Origin of the sequence: Streptomyces sp. NPDC048057 (genome assembly GCF_040653095.1) — a bacterium.
In the GTDB taxonomy this organism is placed as follows: Bacteria; Actinomycetota; Actinomycetes; order Streptomycetales; family Streptomycetaceae; genus Streptomyces.
Map to the genome: position 1 here is coordinate 38,821 of NZ_JBEZNF010000005.1, position 20,913 is coordinate 59,733.

At 70.4% G+C, this 20,913-nt stretch carries 13 protein-coding genes; 9 read left to right on the forward strand and 4 right to left on the reverse strand.

Annotation, left to right across the window (positions count from 1 at the left end):
- The first annotated feature begins 513 nt into the window (after positions 1–513).
- The 4 genes from gltB to AB0E05_RS06990 all read left to right on the forward strand — a co-directional run bounded on the left by gltB (position 514) and on the right by AB0E05_RS06990 (position 8,032).
- Positions 514–5,082 carry a glutamate synthase large subunit gene (gene gltB, locus AB0E05_RS06975; protein WP_361960040.1) on the forward strand — a complete coding sequence of 1,523 codons (4,569 nt, stop codon included), beginning with the start codon at positions 514–516 and terminating at the stop codon, positions 5,080–5,082.
- Entirely contained in the window at positions 5,075–6,604 is a 1,530-nt protein-coding gene (locus AB0E05_RS06980; protein WP_361960043.1) for a glutamate synthase subunit beta, read from the forward strand. The genes gltB and AB0E05_RS06980 overlap by 8 nt, the downstream gene beginning before the upstream one ends.
- A 158-nt stretch (positions 6,605–6,762) precedes the next feature.
- Positions 6,763–7,485, forward strand: a complete 723-nt coding sequence (locus tag AB0E05_RS06985) for a VWA domain-containing protein (RefSeq protein ID WP_361960046.1) — start codon at positions 6,763–6,765, stop codon at positions 7,483–7,485.
- A 43-nt stretch (positions 7,486–7,528) separates the two neighbouring features.
- A complete protein-coding gene (locus AB0E05_RS06990; RefSeq protein WP_361960049.1) occupies positions 7,529–8,032 on the forward strand; it encodes a pyridoxamine 5'-phosphate oxidase family protein in 504 nt (167 codons plus the stop codon).
- A gap of 87 nt (positions 8,033–8,119) precedes the next feature.
- On the opposite strand, the gene AB0E05_RS06995 is transcribed toward AB0E05_RS06990, so the two are convergent.
- Entirely contained in the window at positions 8,120–8,590 is a 471-nt protein-coding gene (locus AB0E05_RS06995) for a hypothetical protein (protein WP_361960052.1), read from the reverse strand.
- 188 nt (positions 8,591–8,778) lie between these two features.
- Entirely contained in the window at positions 8,779–9,984 is a 1,206-nt protein-coding gene (locus AB0E05_RS07000; protein ID WP_361960055.1) for a hypothetical protein, read from the reverse strand.
- 295 nt (positions 9,985–10,279) lie between these two features.
- On the opposite strand from AB0E05_RS07000, the gene AB0E05_RS07005 reads away from it, so the two are divergent.
- Entirely contained in the window at positions 10,280–15,289 is a 5,010-nt protein-coding gene (locus tag AB0E05_RS07005; RefSeq protein ID WP_361960058.1) for an RHS repeat-associated core domain-containing protein, read from the forward strand.
- Positions 15,290–15,358: 69 nt separating this feature from the next.
- Entirely contained in the window at positions 15,359–15,787 is a 429-nt protein-coding gene (locus AB0E05_RS07010) for a hypothetical protein (RefSeq protein WP_361960061.1), read from the forward strand.
- 105 nt (positions 15,788–15,892) lie between these two features.
- On the opposite strand, the gene AB0E05_RS07015 is transcribed toward AB0E05_RS07010, so the two are convergent.
- Together AB0E05_RS07015 and AB0E05_RS07020 are read right to left on the reverse strand one after the other, a co-directional pair.
- Complete coding sequence (locus AB0E05_RS07015; protein ID WP_361960064.1) at positions 15,893–16,858, reverse strand: acyl-CoA dehydrogenase family protein; 966 nt, start codon at positions 16,856–16,858, stop codon at positions 15,893–15,895.
- Entirely contained in the window at positions 16,858–18,018 is a 1,161-nt protein-coding gene (locus tag AB0E05_RS07020; protein WP_361960067.1) for an acyl-CoA dehydrogenase family protein, read from the reverse strand. Before AB0E05_RS07020 ends, AB0E05_RS07015 begins: the two co-directional genes overlap by 1 nt.
- A gap of 41 nt (positions 18,019–18,059) precedes the next feature.
- On the opposite strand from AB0E05_RS07020, the gene AB0E05_RS07025 reads away from it, so the two are divergent.
- The 3 genes from AB0E05_RS07025 (at position 18,060) to AB0E05_RS07035 (ending at position 20,767) form a co-directional block, all read left to right on the forward strand.
- Entirely contained in the window at positions 18,060–18,875 is an 816-nt protein-coding gene (locus AB0E05_RS07025; protein WP_361960070.1) for an SDR family oxidoreductase, read from the forward strand.
- Positions 18,876–18,918: 43 nt separating this feature from the next.
- Positions 18,919–19,530 carry a TetR/AcrR family transcriptional regulator gene (locus AB0E05_RS07030; protein WP_361960073.1) on the forward strand — a complete coding sequence of 204 codons (612 nt, stop codon included), beginning with the start codon at positions 18,919–18,921 and terminating at the stop codon, positions 19,528–19,530.
- Between the two features lie 79 nt (positions 19,531–19,609).
- The gene (locus tag AB0E05_RS07035) at positions 19,610–20,767 is read left to right on the forward strand and encodes an acetyl-CoA C-acetyltransferase (RefSeq protein ID WP_361960076.1); all 1,158 of its coding nucleotides are present in this window, start codon (positions 19,610–19,612) and stop codon (positions 20,765–20,767) included.
- Positions 20,768–20,913 lie beyond the last annotated feature (146 nt).

The following is a 20,913-nucleotide window of genomic DNA, read 5'->3' on the forward strand; positions in this document are numbered from 1 at the left end:
TCACTCGCCTGCGGGTTGGGGGTTGGGTTTTCAGGGGCGCTGGGGGCCCCCGTGCCCGCAGGGCACAGGGGGCGGAACTGCGCGACAAGCCACCACGCACCCGCAGAGGCCAGCGTTCCCGCAGGGAAACGCGTGGGTCGCGACCCGCACGGGTGCAGTGTGACGTAGCTCCAGGGGACGGGACGCCCCGGGGGTGAGAGACTGTGCGTGACGTCCGGGAAACCTCGCGGACATCGCGGTTTCGACCCACTCACCACGGGGCATGAGCCGAAAGCGCTACGGGCAACGAAGCTCGCGCCGCCAGCACCAGATCTCTGACTTCCCTGATTCCCTCCCCCCGTGGCACCCCGTGAAGCCTCGTGGGGCCTCCTGGGACCCCACCACATGTCCGCATGTTGGAATGCAGAATCCACTTTCCGGGAATCAGTCCATCATGTAACCTGCACGAAATTTCGCAGAGGGCCAACGTCGTCCCTCGGCACAGCACATGCCACGACGACGACGGGAGAGCCGATGCGTTCCGACGCCTGGTCGCCCATGGACGGTCGCCCCGCCCCTCAGGGGATGTACGACCCCCGTAACGAACACGACGCATGCGGCGTCGGGTTCGTGGCCACCCTGACCGGTGTTGCCAGCCATGAGCTGGTGGAACAGGCGCTGACGGTCCTGCGGAACCTGGAGCACCGCGGTGCCACCGGCTCCGAGCCCGACTCGGGAGACGGCGCCGGAATCCTGCTCCAGGTGCCGGACGCGTTCCTGCGCGAGGTCAGCGGCATCGAGCTGCCCGAGGCCGGCTCGTACGCCGTCGGCATCGCCTTCCTACCCGCCGACGACACCGACGGCACCGAAGAGGCCGTCTCGCGGATCGAGACGATCGCCGCGGAGGAGGGTCTGACCGTCCTCGGCTGGCGCGAGGTCCCCACCACCCCCGACCTGCTCGGCAACGGCGCCCGCGCCACCATGCCGGTCTTCCGCCAGCTCTTCGTCAGCAACGGCTCCAGCGTCGGGCTCGACCTGGACCGCAAGGCGTTCGTGCTGCGCAAGCGCGCCGAGCGCGAGGCCGGCGTGTACTTCCCGTCGCTCTCCGCGCGCACCATCGTCTACAAGGGCATGCTCACCACCGGGCAGCTGGAGCCGTTCTTCCCGGACCTCTCCGACCGCCGCTGCGCCACCGCCGTCGCCCTGGTGCACTCGCGGTTCTCCACGAACACCTTCCCGAGCTGGCCGCTGGCCCACCCGTACCGCTTCGTGGCGCACAACGGCGAGATCAACACCGTCAAGGGCAACCGCAACTGGATGCGGGCCCGGGAGTCGCAGCTCGCCACCGACCTCTTCGGCAAGGGCGAGCTGGAGCGGATCTTCCCCGTCTGCACCCCGGACGCCTCCGACTCCGCCTCCTTCGACGAGGTCCTCGAACTGCTCCACCTCGGCGGGCGCTCCCTGCCGCACGCGGTGCTGATGATGGTCCCCGAGGCGTGGGAGAACCACGACTCGATGGACCCGGCCCGCCGCGCCTTCTACCAGTACCACTCCACGATGATGGAGCCCTGGGACGGCCCCGCCTGCGTCACCTTCACCGACGGCGTCCAGGTCGGCGCGGTCCTGGACCGCAACGGTCTGCGCCCGGGTCGCTACTGGGTCACCGACGACGGCCTCGTGGTGCTCTCCTCCGAGGTCGGCGTCCTCGACATCGACCCCGCGAAGGTCGTCCGCAAGGGCCGCCTCCAGCCCGGCCGGATGTTCCTCGTGGACACCGCCGAGCACCGCATCATCGAGGACGACGAGATCAAGTCGACCCTCGCCGCCGAGCAGCCCTACCAGGAGTGGCTCCAGGCCGGCATCATCGGCCTCGGCGACCTGCCCGAGCGCGAGCACGTCGTCCACACCCACGCCTCCGTCACCCGCCGCCAGCAGACCTTCGGCTACACCGAGGAGGAGCTGCGCGTCCTGCTCGCCCCCATGGCGCGCGCCGGCATGGAGCCCATCGGTTCCATGGGCACGGACTCCCCGATCGCCGCCATCTCCGAGCGGCCCAGGCTGCTCTTCGACTACTTCACCCAGCTCTTCGCGCAGGTCACGAACCCGCCGCTGGACGCCATCCGGGAAGAGCTGGTCACCTCCCTGCACTCCTCCCTCGGCCCGGGCGGCAATCTGCTCGCGCCGACGGCCGCGTCCTGTCGCAGCGTGACCCTGCCGTTCCCGGTGATCGACAACGACGAGCTGGCCAAGCTCATCCACATCAACGCCGACGGCGACATGCCGGGCATGAAGGCCGCGACGATCTCCGGCCTCTACCGCGTCGGCGGCGGCCACGTCGACCTCGCCGCCCGCCTCGACGCCGTCTGCGCCGAGGTCGACACGGCCATCGAGGACGGCGCCCGGCTGATCGTGCTCTCCGACCGCCACTCGGACGCCGAGCACGCCCCGATCCCCTCGCTGCTGCTGACCTCCGCGGTCCACCACCACCTCATCCGCACCAAGCAGCGCACCCACGTCGGACTGCTGGTCGAGGCCGGCGACGTCCGCGAGGTGCACCACGTCGCGCTGCTCATCGGCTACGGCGCCGCCGCGGTCAACCCGTACCTGGCCATGGAGTCCGTGGAGGACCTGGTCCGGGCGGGCACCTTCATCGACGGCATCGAGTCCGAGCAGGCGATCCGCAACCTGATCTACGCCCTCGGCAAGGGCGTGCTGAAGGTGATGTCCAAGATGGGCATCTCGACGGTCGCCTCCTACCGCGGCGCCCAGGTCTTCGAGGCGATCGGCCTCGACGAGGGCTTCGTGGAGCAGTACTTCCACGGCACCGCCTCCAAGATCAGCGGCGCCGGCCTCGCGGTGATCGCCGACGAGGTCGCCGCCCGCCACGCCAAGGCGTACCCGGCCTCCGGCCTCGCCCCGGCGCATCGCGCGCTGGAGATCGGCGGCGAGTACCAGTGGCGCCGCGAGGGCGAGCCGCACCTGTTCGACCCGGAGACGGTCTTCCGCCTCCAGCACTCCACCCGCAGCGGGCGCTACGACGTCTTCAAGCAGTACACGCAGCGGGTGAACGAGCAGTCCGAGCGGCTGATGACGCTCCGCGGCCTGTTCGGCTTCGCCGCCGACCGCACCCCCGTGCCGCTGGACGAGGTCGAGCCCGTCTCCGAGATCGTCAAGCGCTTCTCCACCGGCGCCATGTCGTACGGCTCCATCTCCCGCGAGGCCCACGAGACCCTCGCCATCGCGATGAACCGGCTCGGCGGCAAGTCGAACACCGGCGAGGGCGGTGAGGACCCCGAGCGCCTCTACGACCCCACCCGTCGCTCCGCTATCAAGCAGGTCGCCTCCGGCCGCTTCGGCGTCACCAGCGAGTACCTGGTGAACGCGGACGACATCCAGATCAAGATGGCCCAGGGCGCCAAGCCCGGCGAGGGCGGCCAGCTGCCCGGCCCCAAGGTGTACCCCTGGGTCGCCAAGACCCGGCACTCCACCCCGGGCGTGGGACTGATCTCCCCGCCGCCGCACCACGACATCTACTCGATCGAGGACCTGGCGCAGCTCATCCACGACCTGAAGAACGCCAACCCGCAGGCCCGCATCCACGTGAAGCTGGTCTCCGAGGTCGGCGTGGGCACGGTCGCCGCCGGCGTCTCCAAGGCGCACGCCGACGTCGTGCTGATCTCCGGCCACGACGGCGGCACCGGCGCCTCCCCGCTCACCAGCCTCAAGCACGCGGGCGGCCCCTGGGAGCTGGGCCTCGCCGAGACCCAGCAGACCCTGCTGCTCAACGGCCTGCGGGACCGGATCGTCGTCCAGACCGACGGCCAGCTCAAGACCGGCCGCGACGTGGTCATCGCCGCGCTGCTCGGCGCCGAGGAGTTCGGCTTCGCGACCGCGCCGCTGGTCGTCTCCGGCTGCGTCATGATGCGCGTCTGCCACCTGGACACCTGCCCGGTCGGCATCGCCACCCAGAACCCGGTGCTGCGCGAGCGGTACGCCGGCAAGGCCGAGCACGTCGTCACCTTCTTCGAGTACATCGCCGAGGAGGTCCGCGAGCTCCTGGCCGAGCTGGGCTTCCGCACCCTGGAGGAGGCCGTCGGCCACGCCGAACTGCTCGACACCGAGCGGGCCGTGACCCACTTCAAGGCCCAGGGCCTGGACCTGGCGCCGCTGTTCCACGTGCCCGAGCTGCCCGAAGGCACGGTCCGGCACGCCCTGGTGGCCCAGGACCACGCCCTGGAGAAGGCGCTCGACAACCAGCTCATCAAGCTGGCCGCCGACGCGCTGTCCGCGGACTCCGCCGAAGCCGCCGAGCCGGTGCGCGCCCAGGTCGCCATCCGCAACATCAACCGCACCGTCGGCACCATGCTCGGCCACGAGGTCACCCGTCGCTTCGGCGGCGCGGGCCTGCCGGACGACACGATCGACATCACCTTCACCGGCTCCGCGGGCCAGTCCTTCGGCGCCTTCGTGCCGCGTGGCGTCACCCTCCGCCTGGAGGGCGACTCCAACGACTACGTCGGCAAGGGCCTGTCCGGCGGCCGGATCGTGGTCCGCCCCGACCGCGGCGCCGACCACCTCGCCGAGTACTCCACCATCGCGGGCAACACCATCGCGTACGGAGCCACCGGCGGCGAGATCTACCTGCGGGGCCGCACCGGCGAGCGCTTCTGCGTCCGCAACTCCGGCGCGACCGTCGTCTCCGAGGGCGTCGGCGACCACGGCTGCGAGTACATGACCGGTGGTCACGCCGTCGTCCTCGGCGAGACCGGACGCAACTTCGCGGCCGGCATGTCCGGCGGCGTCGCGTACGTCATCGACCTCGACAAGGACAACGTCAACGCGGGCAACCTGGCCGCCGTCGAGGCCCCGAGCGACGCCGACAAGCAGTGGCTGCACGACGTGGTGCGCCGCCACCAGGAGGAGACGGGCTCCACCGTCGCCGAGAAGCTGCTCGCCGACTGGGCGTCGAACGCCGACCGGTTCAGCAAGATCATCCCGTCCACGTACAAGGCAGTGCTCGCCGCCAAGGACGCCGCTGAGCTCGCCGGTCTCTCCGAGCAGGAGACCACCGAGAAGATGATGGAGGCGGCGACCAATGGCTGACCCCAAGGGCTTCCTGACCACCGGGCGCGAGGTCGCCGAGACCCGCCCCGTCGCCGAGCGCGTCAAGGACTGGAACGAGGTCTACGTCCCCGGCTCCCTGCTGCCGATCATCAGCAAGCAGGCCGGCCGCTGCATGGACTGCGGCATCCCGTTCTGCCACAACGGCTGCCCGCTCGGGAACCTGATCCCCGAGTGGAACGACTTCGCCTACCGCGAGGACTGGACCGCCGCGTCCGAGCGGCTGCACGCCACCAACAACTTCCCGGAGTTCACCGGCCGGCTCTGCCCCGCGCCCTGTGAGGCGGCCTGCGTGCTCGGCATCAGCCAGCCCGCGGTCACCATCAAGAACGTCGAGGTCTCGATCATCGACAAGGCGTGGGACTCCGGGGACGTCACCCCGCAGCCCCCGGAGCGGCTCTCCGGCAAGACCGTCGCCGTCATCGGCTCGGGCCCGGCCGGGCTCGCCGCGGCCCAGCAGCTCACCCGCGCCGGCCACACCGTCGCCGTCTTCGAGCGCGCCGACCGCATCGGCGGGCTGCTGCGGTACGGCATCCCCGAGTTCAAGATGGAGAAGGTGCACATCAACCGGCGCATCGAGCAGATGCGCGCGGAGGGCACCAAGTTCCGCACCGAGGTGGAGATCGGCCGCGACATCGACGCCGCCGCCCTGCGCCGCCGGTACGACGCGGTGGTCATCGCGGCCGGCGCCACCGTCTCCCGCGACCTGCCCGCGCCCGGGCGCGAACTGGCCGGCATCCACTACGCGATGGAGTACCTGCCGCTCGCCAACAAGGTCCAGGAGGGCGACTTCGTCGCCCCGCCGATCACCGCCGAGGGCAAGCACGTCGTCGTCATCGGCGGCGGCGACACCGGCGCGGACTGCGTGGGCACCGCGCACCGCCAGGGCGCGGCGTCCGTGACCCAGCTGGAGATCATGCCCCGGCCGGGCGAGGAGCGCAGCACCGGCCAGCCGTGGCCCACGTTCCCCATGCTGTACAAGGTCACCTCGGCGCACGAGGAGACCACGGAGCTGGCGCGCATGAGGAGTGACGGTGCGTCGGAGCAGGGACCCTCCTGCCCGACAGGGGGCAAGGAGGGACGGGTGTACTCGGTCTCGACGACCCACTTCGAGGGCGACGAGGACGGCAACGTCCAGGCGCTCCACCTCGTCGAGGTCGAGTTCGTCGACGGCAAGTTCACCCCGAAGCCGGGCACCGAGCGCCGCATCCCGGCGCAGCTGGTCACCCTGGCCATGGGCTTCACCGGCATCGACCAGTCCAACGGCCTGGTCGACCAGTTCGGCCTGGAGCTGGACGCGCGCGGCAACGTCGCGCGCGACGCCGACTTCGCCACGAACGTGGACGGGGTCTTCGTCGCGGGTGACGCGGGCCGCGGTCAGTCGCTGATCGTGTGGGCGATCGCCGAGGGGCGTTCGGCCGCGCGCGGTGTGGACCGCTACCTGACGGGCGCGAGCGACCTGCCCGCGCCGATCCGCCCGACGGACCGCGCGCTCACGGTCTGACGGAACACCCCACAGACGTCCCGTACAACGGCGTACGGAACTGAACGCGGCGCTCGCCCTGTCCCCGACCGGACTGAGGGTGGGCGCCGCGGCGTGTGTGCGACAGGTGTTCGGGTGATCCTGCCGGTGATATCCCACAGATGGCGTAATCTCGCGACATGATCGACCTCCGCAAGGTCCAGGAGACGGCCCCCGCGCTCGTCAGCCTCTACAAGGAAGCCGGCCGCTCGCTGCGCCAGCGCGGCATGGAGGGCCAGCGGGTCCAGGTCTACCTGGTGCTCGACTACTCGGGCTCGATGAAGGACTACTACCGGGACGGCAGCGTGCAGGCGTTCGCCGACCGGGTCCTCAGCCTCTCGGCGAACCTCGACGACGACGGCCGGGTGCCCACGGTCTTCTTCTCCACCGACGTCGACGCCGTCACCGAGATCTCCCTGGACAACCACCACGGCCGGATCGCCGAGATCGTCGCCGGCCTCGGCCACATGGGCAAGACCAGCTACCACCTGGCGATGGACGCGGTGATCGACCACTACGTCGACCAGATGGACAGCGGTGCGAGGGACCCCGCGCTGGTGGTCTTCCAGACCGACGGCGGCCCGATCAACAAGCTCGCGGCCGAGCGCTATCTGTGCAAGTCGTCGAAGCTGCCGCTGTTCTGGCAGTTCGTCGGCTTCGGCAACACCCGCAGCACCCAGTTCGACTTCCTGCGCAAGCTCGACGACCTCCCGGTCCCCACCAAGCGCGCCGTGGACAACGCGGGCTTCTTCCACGCCGGCGCGGAGCCGTCGAAGGTCCCGGACGCGGAGCTGTACGACCGCATGCTGGCGGAGTTCCCGAGGTGGCTGTCGGCGGCGCGGGCGCAGGGGATCGTGCGCTGAATCCAGACGGTAGGTGTCCGGATGGGGTGCTGAACTGTGCTCCATGAGCACCGAGACCCCTCCGCAGCCGTCTGCGCGCACCTCCTGGGCGGACCTCCACGCGGCCGAGCCCGATTTCGCGGACCTCGTCCGGGCCCGCTTCCAGCAGTACCTCCACCACGTCCTCGCGACGCTCCGCAAGGACGGTTCACCGCGGGTGAGCGGCTTGGAGGTCACCTTCCGGGACGGCGAGCTGTACCTGGGCATGATGCAGGACTCCTGGAAGGCGAAGGACCTCCTGCGCGACCCGCGCTTCGCCCTCCACGGCAACCCGGGCGAGGGCGATACGGCGTCCCGACTCGGCGACGTCCGCGTGTCGGGCCGCGCGGTGCCGGTGACGGACCCCGAGGAGTTCAGCCGCTTCGTGGCGGGCGTCCGCCCGCCGGAGCCCTTCCACCTCTTCCGCGCGGACCTCACGGAGGTGGTCCGCACGTCGGTGGAGGGCGACGAACTGGTGGTACGGGCCTGGCGCCCGGGCGCCGCGATCCGTACCCACCGCCGGTTGTAAGGCCGCCGCGCCGCGACCTCGTAGGTGAGGCGGTGGCGGTGCTGGTGCACCTGCCCGGGCGGAGCCGTCCGGGCAGGTGCGTACCGCCTAGTTCAACGGCTTGACCCGCTCGATGACGACCGTGGTGGACCCGTCGTCTTCGGTGAAGGTGTAGTCACCCTGCCCGCGCCAGGGCTCGGTCCCGTAACCGATCGAGTCGTCCCCGTTGGGCCAAGCGTCGTCCTCGTCCACGTCGGCGCTGATGGACTTGATGTTCTTCAGGTCACCCGTGTAGGTGTACGTTTCCGGCCCGTACGTCTCTCTGGTGGACGCGTTGTCTTCCGACTGCTCCCAGAGGGTGTGGTGAGTTCCGCCCTCGAAGTCGAGCCGTACGTAGCCATAGGGCTCGGGGTGCCCCCCCGGGTCGCCCGGCTGGGAGAAGTTGATGTGGAAGGTGATCTCGTAGGAAGGGACGGCGGCTGCTTGTGCCGTGGTGGTGGACGGAAGCAGCAGCGCCCCGACGGCGCTCAGTGCGGCAGCGGCTGCTGCCTTGCGTGAGACGTGAAGAAGAGTCTTCACGATGACCTCCTGGGTCATTAGGTGACGGTTTACGCTCCTCTTCTATCGCATGCGCGGGAAGGGGAACGGGGCTTTTGCTCCGTGTCGATCGGTTCGGGTGTAGAGATATTGACTGCGAGGGCCAGTCGAGTTATTCGACACCTGGTTCCGGTATTCGGTGCTCCTTGGTTGCATTTTATGACCGGTGGTCAGGAAGGTTGCGGGCAGGAATAGACGCGGTCCGCCCGGGTGGCGAGTTGGTTGAGGCAGGCACCCAGGCGCTTTTGGCCGTAGAAGTTCGGGTGCAGGGTTTCCTGTTCCTGCCCTTGCGGCTCGACCCAACCTCCGTAGTAGCGGACCCATTCGCTCGTGGCCTCGCTGCGCGGGTTGCTCAGGGTGTTCCCCGGCACGGACTGCCCCACCGGGGCCTTGGCGCACGCCTCGTGTCCGGCGAGCGCCCGACGCAGGTCGAGGAAGCCGACGTCCCCCTCGCCCGTCTTGCTCTCCTCCGTGGCCAGGTCGCGCAGGGCGTCGGCGATCTTGGGGACGAGCGTGTCGTGGGCCCAGGTGGCGTCGTCGTCCCAGAAGGGGCAACCGCCGTACGTGTAGCGGTCGTAGCCGCTCTCCTGGTAGCGGAACTCCCCGCCGCGGGGGATCGGGGCGGGGTAGGACTGGAGGACGAGGCGGTAGGAGTCCTTGGCATAGCCCGCGGTCTTCATCGTCGAGCGGATCGCCCGCACGGCCCCGCGGACGCGCTCCTTCATGCCGTCGATGTCGGGGTCGTGGTACTCGTGGCAGTGCCAGCCGAAGATGCTGCCCTCCATGAAGCCCTTCATGCAGTCCGCGATGATGGCGCCGAACCCGATGTCGTTCCCGCCGATCGAGAGCACGACCATGCGGACCTTCTTGCTCGCCGCGTGCTGACGGAGCGTCGTGGTCTGGGCCTTCTCCCCCTTGAAGCCGTCCTTGACGACGGCCTCGGTGGTGGCCCCGGAGCACGCCGCGTTGAGGCGGTTCGCCTTCGGGATCGCGTAGTCGACGCCGCCCACCTTGACCGATTCGGCGTAGGTGATCTCCGACCACACCGAGCGGTCGCAGCCGTTCTTCCCGGCGGGGTCGTAGGTGTCTCCGTACACCCGGTGGGGGTCGTTGGCGCAGCTCTCCTCGGTCTCGTCGCAGGAGGACGGGATCGTGGCGAGGTCGGTGCCGTACGCCGAGCCGTCGGGGGTGTTCCCGTTGCCCCGCCAACGGCCCGCCTCCCCCGAGATGAAGCTGTCCCCGAGCGCGATCACGGCGCTGTCGGCGTCGACGGCCGCCCGCCCGGTGCCGTGGGCGCCCGCGGCCGATGGCCCCAGGAGGGCCGCGGTCAGTGCGAGGACCGCCCCTCCCGCCGTGGCCCCGAAAAGTACACGCATGAAACACCTCTCTGTCACTGCCGAAAATGTTCACGATTCACGCGAATTTCCGTCCTTGCGGTGAGCCCATCGAAGTTGAATCGAGGCATCGACGCGGCATTATCGGCGAGCGGTCACCCGTAAAGGTCAATTCGCTCGATCGTGAACGGAACGATTTTTCGCAGGAAGGGCGGTCGGCGGCATTTCGGGGAGGGCACTCGTTCAGGTGGCGACCCTGTGCGGGCGGTGCGTCGGAGTCGATGGTGATGATTGACTCCAAGGGCTCGGCAACGGCTGCCATCGGGAGGATTCCGGCGTGGGTTCGACTTCTGACTTCTTCACGCATGCGACCAATTTCAGCAGCGGATCGGCAGGGGGTGTCGATCCCCGTACCGGAACGTTCAACGTCCGTCTTGCGCTGGGCAATCTCGTCGGCAATCGCAACCTCGGCCCGTCCTTCCCCCTGGACCTGAGCTACTCGCCGCTCACCTGGACCAACATGGGCCTCGGACAGGGCGTCTCGCTGGGGCTCACCACCTACGACACCAAGAGCGGGGTGCTGAGCCTGTCCGCCGGCGGGCAGTACGTCGTCGACGAGGTCGGCGACAGCGTGGTGCTGCAACAGAACACGCTCGACGCGGTCCACGTCACCAAGGAGAAGTCGGCGTACCGGGTCGTCCACAAGTCCGGCAGCGTGGAACTCCTCACCGGTCCCGACAACGCCGACCCCCTCAAGGTGCCGACCGACCTTCTGACGCCCGCCGGGCACCGGCTCACCCTGTCGTGGGACTTCACCCAGCAGCCGCCGCGCCTGAAGGAGGTCCGGGACGCGTACGGCCCCCTGTTGACCGTGGAGTACGACGACACCAGCGCCAAGGCCACCGTGCACGTCCTTCCGGAGTCCGGGGAGGCACACGTCGTCGAACTGTCACTGGACAACGGGCTGCTGGGGACGGTGCGCCACGGCCCGAAGGGCTTCAAGGAGTCGCTCGTATGGGAGTTCCAGCAGAAGTCGATGGGGGATGACGGGTTCTGGGGGAACTGGATCACCGGTGTGACCATGAAGGACGGGGCGTCCGGGACGGTCCTGATGTCCGAGTCCGCCGAGTACCGCCAGGACGGGCACGCCTTTCCCGACGGTGGCCCGTCGCAGAAGCTTCCCTACGTGACCGCCTTCACCCAGGTGCCCGGCGGCGACCAGCTCAAGATCGAGGCGTCCTACTCGTACTCCGCCGAGAACTTCGTCGGCGGCCTCTCCCACACCAGCGACTGGAAGTCCAAGCAGGACAACCTCTACGACCTGGTGACCGACTACGGCTACACCTCCACGGAGAAGCGGATCTGCGGGAAGAGGACGACCGAGATCGAGCGCGCCTACAACCAGTTCCACCTCCAGAAGTCCGAGCGGACCACGGCCTGGACGGGAGAGCAGGAGGCTTGCGTCCGGCTGGTCGAAACCCAGTACTACGCGGTGCCGGGAAAGGCCCTCAAGGACCAGCTGAAGCAGTTCCAGCTCCCCTACCAACGCAAGGTCACTTGGACGGACGCACAGGGGCAGTCCCGCACTCAACCCGAGATCACCACGACCGAGTTCGACACCTCGGGGAATCCGACGAAGCAGACCGACCCCGACGGCAGGGTGACGATCTGGGAGTACTACGACGCCAAGGGTGACAAGTCCAAGGGCGCGGCCGACGACCCCAACGGCTTCACCCGCCTGGTCAAGAGCATGACCCGCAAGCCGTCGACGCTGGGCGTCGACGGCGCTCTCAAGGCTCCCGAGTACACGACGACCTACCAGTACGGGGCCTACCCCACCGCCGACACGGACGTGAAGACCGTCGTGCTGAAGACCGGGGAACAGGAGAGCGCGGACGGCAAGGTCCTCCAGCAGAAGGGGTTCACCTACAGCACCGCCACCGACGCGCAGCACAAGGGCGAGTTCGGGCGCCTGGTCAGGTGCGTCGAGACCGAGCACGGAGACGACGCCAAGCAGTACGCGACGACCCACTCCTTCACCTTCGAGGTCAAGGAGTGGGGCACCGCGAAGGCCAAGGCCCTGGTCCAGACCCACGAGCTGCGGACCCACGACGCGCTCGCGGTGACGCGCACCGAGAAGCGCTCGCCCTTCACGGGCCGCCTGTGGTCCACCACCGACGCACAGGGCAACACCACGGACGCGAGCTACGACTGGCTCGGCCGCCTGCTGACGCGCGTCGACAACCCCGGCACCCCGTACGAGGCCCAGGCGACCCACGCCTACACGGTGGACGGGGGCAAGAAGAGGCTCGTCCACACCTCCACCGACGTGCGGGGCAACCAGCTCCGCGAGAGCTTCGACGGCGCGGGGCGGTCTCTCCAGCAGGACCGCCTGGACCTCGACGGGGACAAGAAGTGGTACCCCGTCCGGACGGTGAGCTACGACGAGCAGGGCGAGGTGTCGACCGTCACGGTCGGGGACCGGGCGGGCAGCAGCACGTACGAGACCGTCCGCACCTTCACCTACGACGACTGGGGCCAGGTCCTGACCGCGGCCTCCAGCACGGGCGCGACCCACCTCACCCGCAGCGACCCCGTCCACCAGACCACGACGACCCAGCTGACGGGCGACAAGGGCACGGTCTCGGGCACCGAGGTGACCACCCACGACCTGCGCGGCTCGGTGGTGCGCGTGGAGCGGTACGCGAAGGGCGACCCGAAGAAGCCCGTCGCCACGCGCCTGCTGGAGCGCGACGGCTGGGGGAGGCTGCGCCGGGACACCGACGAGCGCGGACACAAGACGCTCTACGAGTACGACGCCCGCGGCCGACTCGTCCGCACCACGCTGCCGGACGGGACGACGCAGATCACGCGCGACCACGCGCCCTTCTCGCCCGACGACCTGATCACCGGGCTCACGGTGAAGACCCAGGGCAAGGAGACGCCCTACGGCACCCAGTCCTACGACGGGCTGGGCAGACTGCGCGCCGCCACGTCGGGCGGTCGCTCCTGGTCCTACACGTACGACAAGGCGGAGTGCCCGCTCCCCTCGGTCGCCAAGGCGCCCGACCACGATGTCCACTACACGTACGTCAAGGAGCTCGGCAACGCCCTCGCCCAGCTCACGGCGGGCGACGTCACCCAGAAGTTCTCGTACGACGAGCGATCGGGCCTGCTGACCACGGCCGAGCAGGGCAGCAGCGCCACCGTCAAGCGCACCTACCACGCCTCGGGCCGCCTCCAGGACGACATCACCGAGGTAGCCGGCCACTCCAACGGCACCGCGAGCACGACGTACACGCTGAACGGTTCCGAACTGAGCTACCACGGCGTGGACGGCGCCGCCGAGGAGATCGCCAGGGACCGGCACGGCCGGATCGCCGAGATCAAGGACCCGGCCGCGGTGGTGTCGGCGCGCTACGACGACGCGGACCGCGTGTCCGGGTGGACGACCACCGACAAGGCGAAGAACACCCTCACGACGGAGCTGAAGCGGGACGACTTCGGCCGGGAGGTCGAACGCACGATCAGCGACGGCCACGGCGCGACGTGGACCCTGACGCAGGGCTGGCTCCCCAACGACCTCCTCGGCAAGCGGACGCTGAAGAGCGGCACGTCCACGCTCCGCGACGAAGCCTTCACCTACGACGAGCGCAACCGGCTCACCGAGTACGCCTGCACGGGCTCGGCGCGCCCCCGGGACGAGCACGACGACGAGGTCACCCGGCAGACCTTCGCCTACGACGGCTTCGGCAACGTCACCACCTGCACGACCACGTTCCCCAGCGGCTCCGACACCGCGACGTACGCGTACGAGAACAAGGACGACCCGTGCCAGCTCACGGGCGTCACGCACACCCAACCGACGTCGCAGACCAAGCTGACCTACGACGCGGCCGGCCGGCTCACCGTCGACGCGGCCGGACGGAAGCTGGTGTACGACGCCCTGGGCCGCCTGGCGTCCGTGAGTTCCGGGAACACCGTGCTCGGCGGCTACGCCTACGACCCGCTGGACCGGCTGCTCACCCAACAGGCGAACGGCACCACCAGCGTGCTCTCCTACCGGCGCGAGGAGCTCGCGGCCGTCACCGAGGGCAAGCAGCAGACCCGGTTCCTGCGCTCCGGTGAGGGCTGCATGGCCCAGATCCGCAGCGGAGACCAGACCGAGACCCGGTTGCTGGGCACGGACGGCAAGCGGACCGTGCTGGTGTCGAGCGCGGGGCAGCAGCACGACGAGTACGGCTACACCGCCTACGGCTACCGCAAGGCGAACGCGAAGGGCAGCGTCCTGGGCCACGACGGCCAGCGGATCGACCCCGCCCTGGGTTGGTTCCACCTCGGCAACGGCTACCGCGCCTACGACCCCGTGCTGATGCGGTTCACCACGCCCGACAGCCTCAGCCCGTTCGGAGCCGGCGGGATCAACCCCTACGCGTACTGCCTGGGGGACCCCGTCAACCGGAACGACCCGTCCGGGCACCTGAGCTGGGGAGCGTGGGCGAGCATCGCCATCGGGATCGGGAGCATCGCGTTCGCGGTGGTGAGCGGCGGCGCGTCGATGGCGATGGCGGGCGTCGTGGGCGCAGCGCTGAGCGCGTCCGAGGCGACGACGCTGGCCGTCGGCACCAGCGGGATCATCGCCTCCAACGCGACCGAGTGGGCGATGTTCTCCGTCGGCATCGCGTCCAGCGTGACCGGGATCGCCAGCGGCGCGCTCGAAAAGGCGGCGCCCAAGGCGTCTTCGATCCTCGGCTGGGTCTCGTTCGGCACCGGCGTTCCCGGCCTGGTGAGCATGGGGAAGGCCGGGATGGCCGTGCTCGCGGGCACGACGTCCTACCGCGTCGCCGGTGTCGTGGCGGGCTCCGCGGACGACGCCGCAGGCGTCGGGAAGCACCTCGCGCGCGGCCTCGGCCACGGCAAGCCGAAGAAGGTCGGGATCACCAGCTCCCGTTGGTACCGGGACCGGAAGTTCGAGTACGTGCACAACCGCTTTGGCCAGCGGGTCCACCTCACCGAGTACGAGGCGGTCGGCGCCCAACTCGACGAGATGGTCGACGACGCGCTGACGCACGGCGAGAAGGTCGCCATCCTCTCCGGCACCCACGGCTCCGCCAGCGGGAACCGGACGTCGCGGCACATCGAACCGGCGTTCTTCCAGGAAGACCAGCGTCTGCTCCAGCAGGGCGTGAAGGTCTACAACCTCCCCGACCTGACGGAGAACAAGCTGTCGCGGATCCTCAACCGCGAACACACCTCGGTCATCGCGGCGTTCTGCTTCAGCCGCAACGACTACCGGCTGCGGAAGATCCTCGAACTGCAGCCCAGCGTCTCGTACGTCGGGTCGTAGTCGGCATCGTCGACGCGGACGGCAGCGGGGCGAACGCACCCATGAGCGCAAATCAACAGGAGGCAAGGCATGGCGGAGTGGGCATCGGTCAAGGATCTCTCCCTGGTGTTGAGCACCGGGCAACACGAAGCCGAGGTGAAGGAGGGCGACACGGTCACCGTGCTGGTCAGCTTGAGGCCGGGCGGCAAGGACGGTAAGTCGATCGAGGTGTCCGAGGACGACCTGTACGCGGACGTGCACCTCGTCGACTACGTGCAGGACGACGAGGAGATCCCCCGCAAGGAACCGGGAGTCGACCCGGACTGGTCCTACGAGCCTCTGAAGCACATGACGTCACACGACGGGGTGCAGACGATCAAGTACGACATCCACCACTTCTCCAAGCCGACCAAGAACCCCCTCAAGCTGGGCGTCAAGGTGAAGCCACCGGCGGGCGAGGCCGTCTACGACTCCGAGAACGGCAAGTACCACACCCCCATCACCATCAAGGCCCTCTGACCCCCACTCCCCAACCCGCCCCCACGCCCTCAGGGTGTGGGGGCGGAAGTGCGCGATCAGCCACAGACGGGCCGCGGAGACCGCACACGGCCCCCTGCGGCGAATTCACCCACCCGCCAGCACCACCTCGCGGCACGCCGCCGGCGTGCCCCACGCCCCCCGCAGCGGGCGTGCCTTGCGCAGCCAGAGCGCGAGGTCCAGCTCGTCCGTGTAGCCCACCGCGCCGTGGAGCTGGAGCGCCGCCCTCGCCGCCGCGTACACCGCGTCCGCCGTCGCCACCTTCGCCGCCGCCACATCCCTCCGGTCCAGCGTGAGCGCCGCCCCGTACACCAGCGGGCGGGCGAACTCCAGGCCCACCAGGGTGTCCGTGAGGCGGTGCTTGACCGCCTGGAAGGAGCCGATCGGGGTGCCGAACTGGACGCGTTGGGTCACGTACGCGACCGTGCGTTCCAGGAGGGCCAGGCCCACGCCCAGGGACTGCGCCGCCGTCAGGAGGCGGGCGAGCCGCGCCGCCGCACCCGCGTCCACGCCCGACGCCACCACCTCGCCGCCCCCCTCCGGCACCGCCAACCTCCGCACAGGGTCGGACGAGACCCGGACCGGGCCGTGCCCGGGAGCCACCCGCAGCACCCCGTCCGACTCGACCAGCACCACGTCCGCCGCGTCCGCGTCCAGCGCGAAGCGACCGCCGCCGGACAGGACCACCGTCGCCACGGTCTCGCCGCGCACCACACCGGGAAGCAACCGGCCGGGAAACGACCGCCCCGCACCCACCCCGCTCAACAAAGCCGCAGCCGCCGCCGTCTCCACCACCGGTCCCGGCATCGCATGGCGGCCCAACTCCACGTAACCCAAAGCCAGTTCCAGCGGCAGCAGCCCCACGCCCCCGTACGCCTCGTCCGCCGCGAGCGCGAAGAGTCCCGTCTCCGCGAGCCGCGCCCACAGCGTGCGCCCCGGCTCCCGGTCGCCCGCGGCCCACGCACGCGCCGCGGCCGGCGCGTTCCCCGCCGTCAGCAGCGCGTCCAGCGAAGCGGCGAAGGCGCGTTGCTCGTCCGTCAGCAAGAAGCGCATCAGCGGCGGCCCTTCGGAAGGCCGAGCAGCCGCTCGGCGACGATGTCGCGCTGGATCTCGTTCGTCCCGGCGTAAATGGGGCCGGCGAGGGCGAAGAGGTGGCCCTCCGCCCACGCCGTGTCACCGCACTCGCCCTCCTCGCCCAGCAGGTCGAGCGCGGTTTCGTGCAGCGCGATGTCGTACTCGGACCAGAAGACCTTGTTCAGGCTGGACTCCGCCCCCAAGGGCTCGCCCCCGGCGAACCGGGACGCCGCCGCCCACGTGAAGAGTTCGTACGCCCGCGCCCCGATCACCGCGTCCGCGACCCGGTCGCGCAGCGCCCCGCCCGGCGCCCCCGCCGTGCGCCATTGCGCCACGAGCCGGTCCGCCGCCGCGAGGAAGCGGCCGGGGGAGCGGAGGGTGAGCCCGCGTTCGTTGCCGGTCGTGGACATCGCGATCCGCCAGCCCTGCCCCGGTTCGCCGATGACGTCCTCGTCGGGGACGAACACGTCGTCGAGGAAGAGTTCGGCGAAGGCCGGCTTGCCGTCGAGCCGTCCGATCGGCCGCACGGTCACGCCCGGCGCCGTGAGGTCGAACATCAGATACGTCAGCCCCCGGTGCGGCCGGTCCGCCGCCACCTCCGGGTCCGTGCGGAAGATCCCGAACGCGCGGTCCGCGAAGGCGGCCCGGGACGACCAGGTCTTCTGCCCCCGCAGCAGCCAGCCGCCCTCCGTGCGCACCGCGCGCGACCGCAGCGCCGCGAGGTCGGACCCCGCCTCCGGCTCGGACCACGCCTGCGCCCAGACGACCTCGCCGCTCGCCATCGACGGCAGCACCCGGGCGCGCTGTTCGGCGGTGCCGTGGTCGAAGAGCGTGGGCGCCAGCAGGCTGATGCCGTTCTGCGAGACCCGGCCGGGCGCGCCCGCCGCCCAGTACTCCTCCTCGAAGAGGAGCCAGCGCACGAGGTCGGCGCCCCGTCCGCCGTACGCGACCGGCCACGACACCGCCGACCAGCGGTCCGCCGCCAACTCCGCCTCCCACGCGCGGTGTTCGGCGAACCCTTCGCGCGTCTCCAGGGACGGGAGGGGGTCACGGGGCACGTGCGCCGCAAGCCAGTCGCGGGCCTCGCGGCGGAACGCCTCCTGCGCGGCGTCGAGTTCCAGGTCCACAGCGACCCCCATTCTTCCCTAACAAGTGTTTGGTAGGTTAACGTGCCGGGGTGATGAGCAACAGGGAGCCGAACGCACCGGGACCAGCGCAGCCGCCCGTGTACGTACCGGGCCACGGCCTGCTCGCCGGCCGCACCGCCGTGATCACCGCGGCGGCCGGCGCCGGCATCGGCGGTGCGACCGCCCGCCGCTTCCTGGAGGAGGGCGCCCGGGTCCTGGTCAGCGACGCCCACGAACGCCGCCTCGGCGAGTCGCGCGCCGCCCTCGCCGACGAGTTCGGTACGGACGCGGTCACCGCGCAGCCCTGTGACGTCACCGACGAAGCCCAGGTCGGCGCCCTCTTCGCGCGCGCCGCCGAGGAGCACGGCGGGCTGGACGTCGTCGTCAACAACGCCGGCCTCGGCGGCACGGCCACCGTCGTCGACATGACCGACGACCAGTGGAGCCGGGTCCTGGACGTCACCCTGAACGGCACCTTCCGCTGCACCCGCGCCGCCCTGCGCGCCTTCCGCGACACCGGCCGTGGCGGAGTGATCGTCAACAACGCGTCCGTCGTGGGCTGGCGCGCCCAGGCCGGCCAGGCGCACTACGCGGCGGCGAAGGCCGGCGTCATGGCCCTGACGCGCTGCTCCGCGATCGAGGCCGCGGAGCACGGCGTACGGATCAACGCCGTCGCCCCCAGCCTCGCCGTGCATCCGCACCTGGCGAAGGTGACCTCCGCCGAACTGCTGGCGGAGCTGACGGAGCGGGAGGCGTTCGGCCGGTACGCGCAGCCGTGGGAGGTCGCGAACACCATCGTCTTCCTGGCCAGCGACTACGCGTCCTATCTGACGGGCGAGGTGGTCTCGGTCAGCAGCCAGCGCGCCTGACCCGCTCCGACGGGCAGTTCCCCCGAGAGAAGACAATGGAGTCGTGCCGAAGACGAAGAAGACCCAGGTGACGGCCTCGCCGGAGCGCCGTCGCGAACTGCTCCAGCTCGCCGCCGAAGTGTTCGCCGCCCAGGGGTACAACGCGACCACCGTCCGCCGCATCGCGGACGAGGCCGGCATGCTCGCCGGCAGCCTCTACTACCACTTCGACTCCAAGGAGTCGATGTTGGACGAGATCCTCTCCACCTTCCTGGACGAGCTGTGGGAGGGGTACGACGCCGTGCTCGCCGCCGACCTCGGCCCCCGCGAGACCATCGAAGCGCTGGTCACCGAGTCCTTCCGGGAGATCGACCGCCACCGGCCCGCGGTCGCGATCTATCAGAAGGAGTCCCGGGCGCTGGCCGCCCAGCCCCGCTTCCACTACCTCACCGACTCGCAGCAGAAGTTCGAGCAGGCGTGGCTTGGGACGCTGGAGCGCGGCGTGGCGGAGGGGGTCTTCCGCGCCGACCTCGACGTCCGGCTGACGTACCGCTTCGTGCGCGACACGGTGTGGGTCGCCGCGTCCTGGTACCGCCCGGGCGGACTGCACAGCCCCGAGGAGATCGCCCGCCAGTACCTGTCGATGGTCCTGGACGGCATCGCCGTACGCACGTGAACCGCAGGCACATGAACCGCAGGCACACATGAGTACGCACATGAACCGTACGCACATGGATCCGTAGGAGGAGAGTGCGATGGCCGAGGCATACGTCGTCGAAGCGGTCCGCACCCCGGTCGGCAGGCGCCGCGGCGGACTCGCCCGGGTCCACCCCGCCGACCTGGGCGCCCACGTCCTGACCGCGCTCGTCCAACGCTCCGGCATCGACCCGGCCGCCGTCGACGACGTCGTCTTCGGCTGCCTGGACGCCGTCGGCCCGCAGGCCGGCGACATCGCCCGTACGGCGTGGCTGGCGGCCGGGCTGCCGGAGGAGGTGCCGGGCGTGACCGTGGACCGCCAGTGCGGATCGTCCCAGCAGGCCGTCCACTTCGCCGCGCAGGCCGTGCTCTCCGGCACCCAGGACCTGGTGGTAGCGGGCGGCACCCAGAACATGTCGATGATCCCCATCGCGTACGCCTCCCGCCAGGCCGCCGACCCCCTCGGGCTGACCGACGGCCCCTTCGCCGGCAGCGAGGGCTGGCGCGCCCGCTACGGCGACCAGCCCGTGAACCAGTTCCACGGCGCCGAGTTGATCGCCGCGAAGTGGGGGATCAGCCGCCGCGACCAGGAGGAGTACGCGCTCCGCTCCCACGAGCGCGCAGCCCGCGCCGTCGACGAAGGCCGTTTCGAGCGCGAGACCGTGGCGTACGGCGACGTCGTGCGCGACGAAGGCCCGCGCCGCGACACGTCCCTGGAGAAGATGGCCGCCCTGGACCCGGTCGTGCCGGGCGGCACGATCACCGCCGCCTGCTCCTCCCAGGTCTCCGACGGCGCGGCGGCGTTGCTGCTCGCCGGCGAGGCCGCGGTGCGCGAGCACGGCCTGACCCCGCGCGCCCGCATCCACCACCTCTCCGTCCGCGGCGAGGACCCCATCCGGATGCTCTCCGCCCCCATCCCGGCGACCGCCCGCGCCTTGAAGAAGACCGGTCTCTCCCTCGACGACGTCGACCTCGTCGAGATCAACGAGGCGTTCGCCCCGGTCGTCCTCGCCTGGCTCAAGGAGACGGGCGCCGACCCGGCGAAGGTGAACGTCAACGGCGGTGCGATCGCGCTGGGCCACCCCCTCGGCGCCACCGGCGCCCGGCTGATGACGACCCTGCTGCACGAGTTGGAGCGCACGGGCGGCCGGCTCGGCCTCCAGGTGATGTGCGAGGGCGGGGGCCAGGCGAACGTGACGATCATCGAACGGATCTGACGACCCGTGCCCCGGTGGCGCCGAGGGGGGTGGTCGGGGTCGACGCCCACGATGCGCGTCACGGGGCCGGGCACGGTCCCCGTGCGGGCGCGGCCCTTGGAGCGCCCGCCCGGGGACACGGCGTCACAGCGGGACGCTCACCCCTC

Coding starts and splice junctions, on each gene's coding strand:
- gltB (WP_361960040.1), top strand. CDS start 514: ATGCGTTCCGACGCCTGGTCGCCCATGGACGGTCGCCCCGCCCCTCAG.
- AB0E05_RS06980 (WP_361960043.1), top strand. CDS start 5,075: ATGGCTGACCCCAAGGGCTTCCTGACCACCGGGCGCGAGGTCGCCGAG.
- AB0E05_RS06985 (WP_361960046.1), top strand. CDS start 6,763: ATGATCGACCTCCGCAAGGTCCAGGAGACGGCCCCCGCGCTCGTCAGC.
- AB0E05_RS06990 (WP_361960049.1), top strand. CDS start 7,529: ATGAGCACCGAGACCCCTCCGCAGCCGTCTGCGCGCACCTCCTGGGCG.
- AB0E05_RS07000 (WP_361960055.1), bottom strand. CDS start 9,984: ATGCGTGTACTTTTCGGGGCCACGGCGGGAGGGGCGGTCCTCGCACTG.
- AB0E05_RS07010 (WP_361960061.1), top strand. CDS start 15,359: ATGGCGGAGTGGGCATCGGTCAAGGATCTCTCCCTGGTGTTGAGCACC.
- AB0E05_RS07015 (WP_361960064.1), bottom strand. CDS start 16,858: ATGCGCTTCTTGCTGACGGACGAGCAACGCGCCTTCGCCGCTTCGCTG.
- AB0E05_RS07020 (WP_361960067.1), bottom strand. CDS start 18,018: ATGGGGGTCGCTGTGGACCTGGAACTCGACGCCGCGCAGGAGGCGTTC.
- AB0E05_RS07025 (WP_361960070.1), top strand. CDS start 18,060: ATGAGCAACAGGGAGCCGAACGCACCGGGACCAGCGCAGCCGCCCGTG.
- AB0E05_RS07035 (WP_361960076.1), top strand. CDS start 19,610: ATGGCCGAGGCATACGTCGTCGAAGCGGTCCGCACCCCGGTCGGCAGG.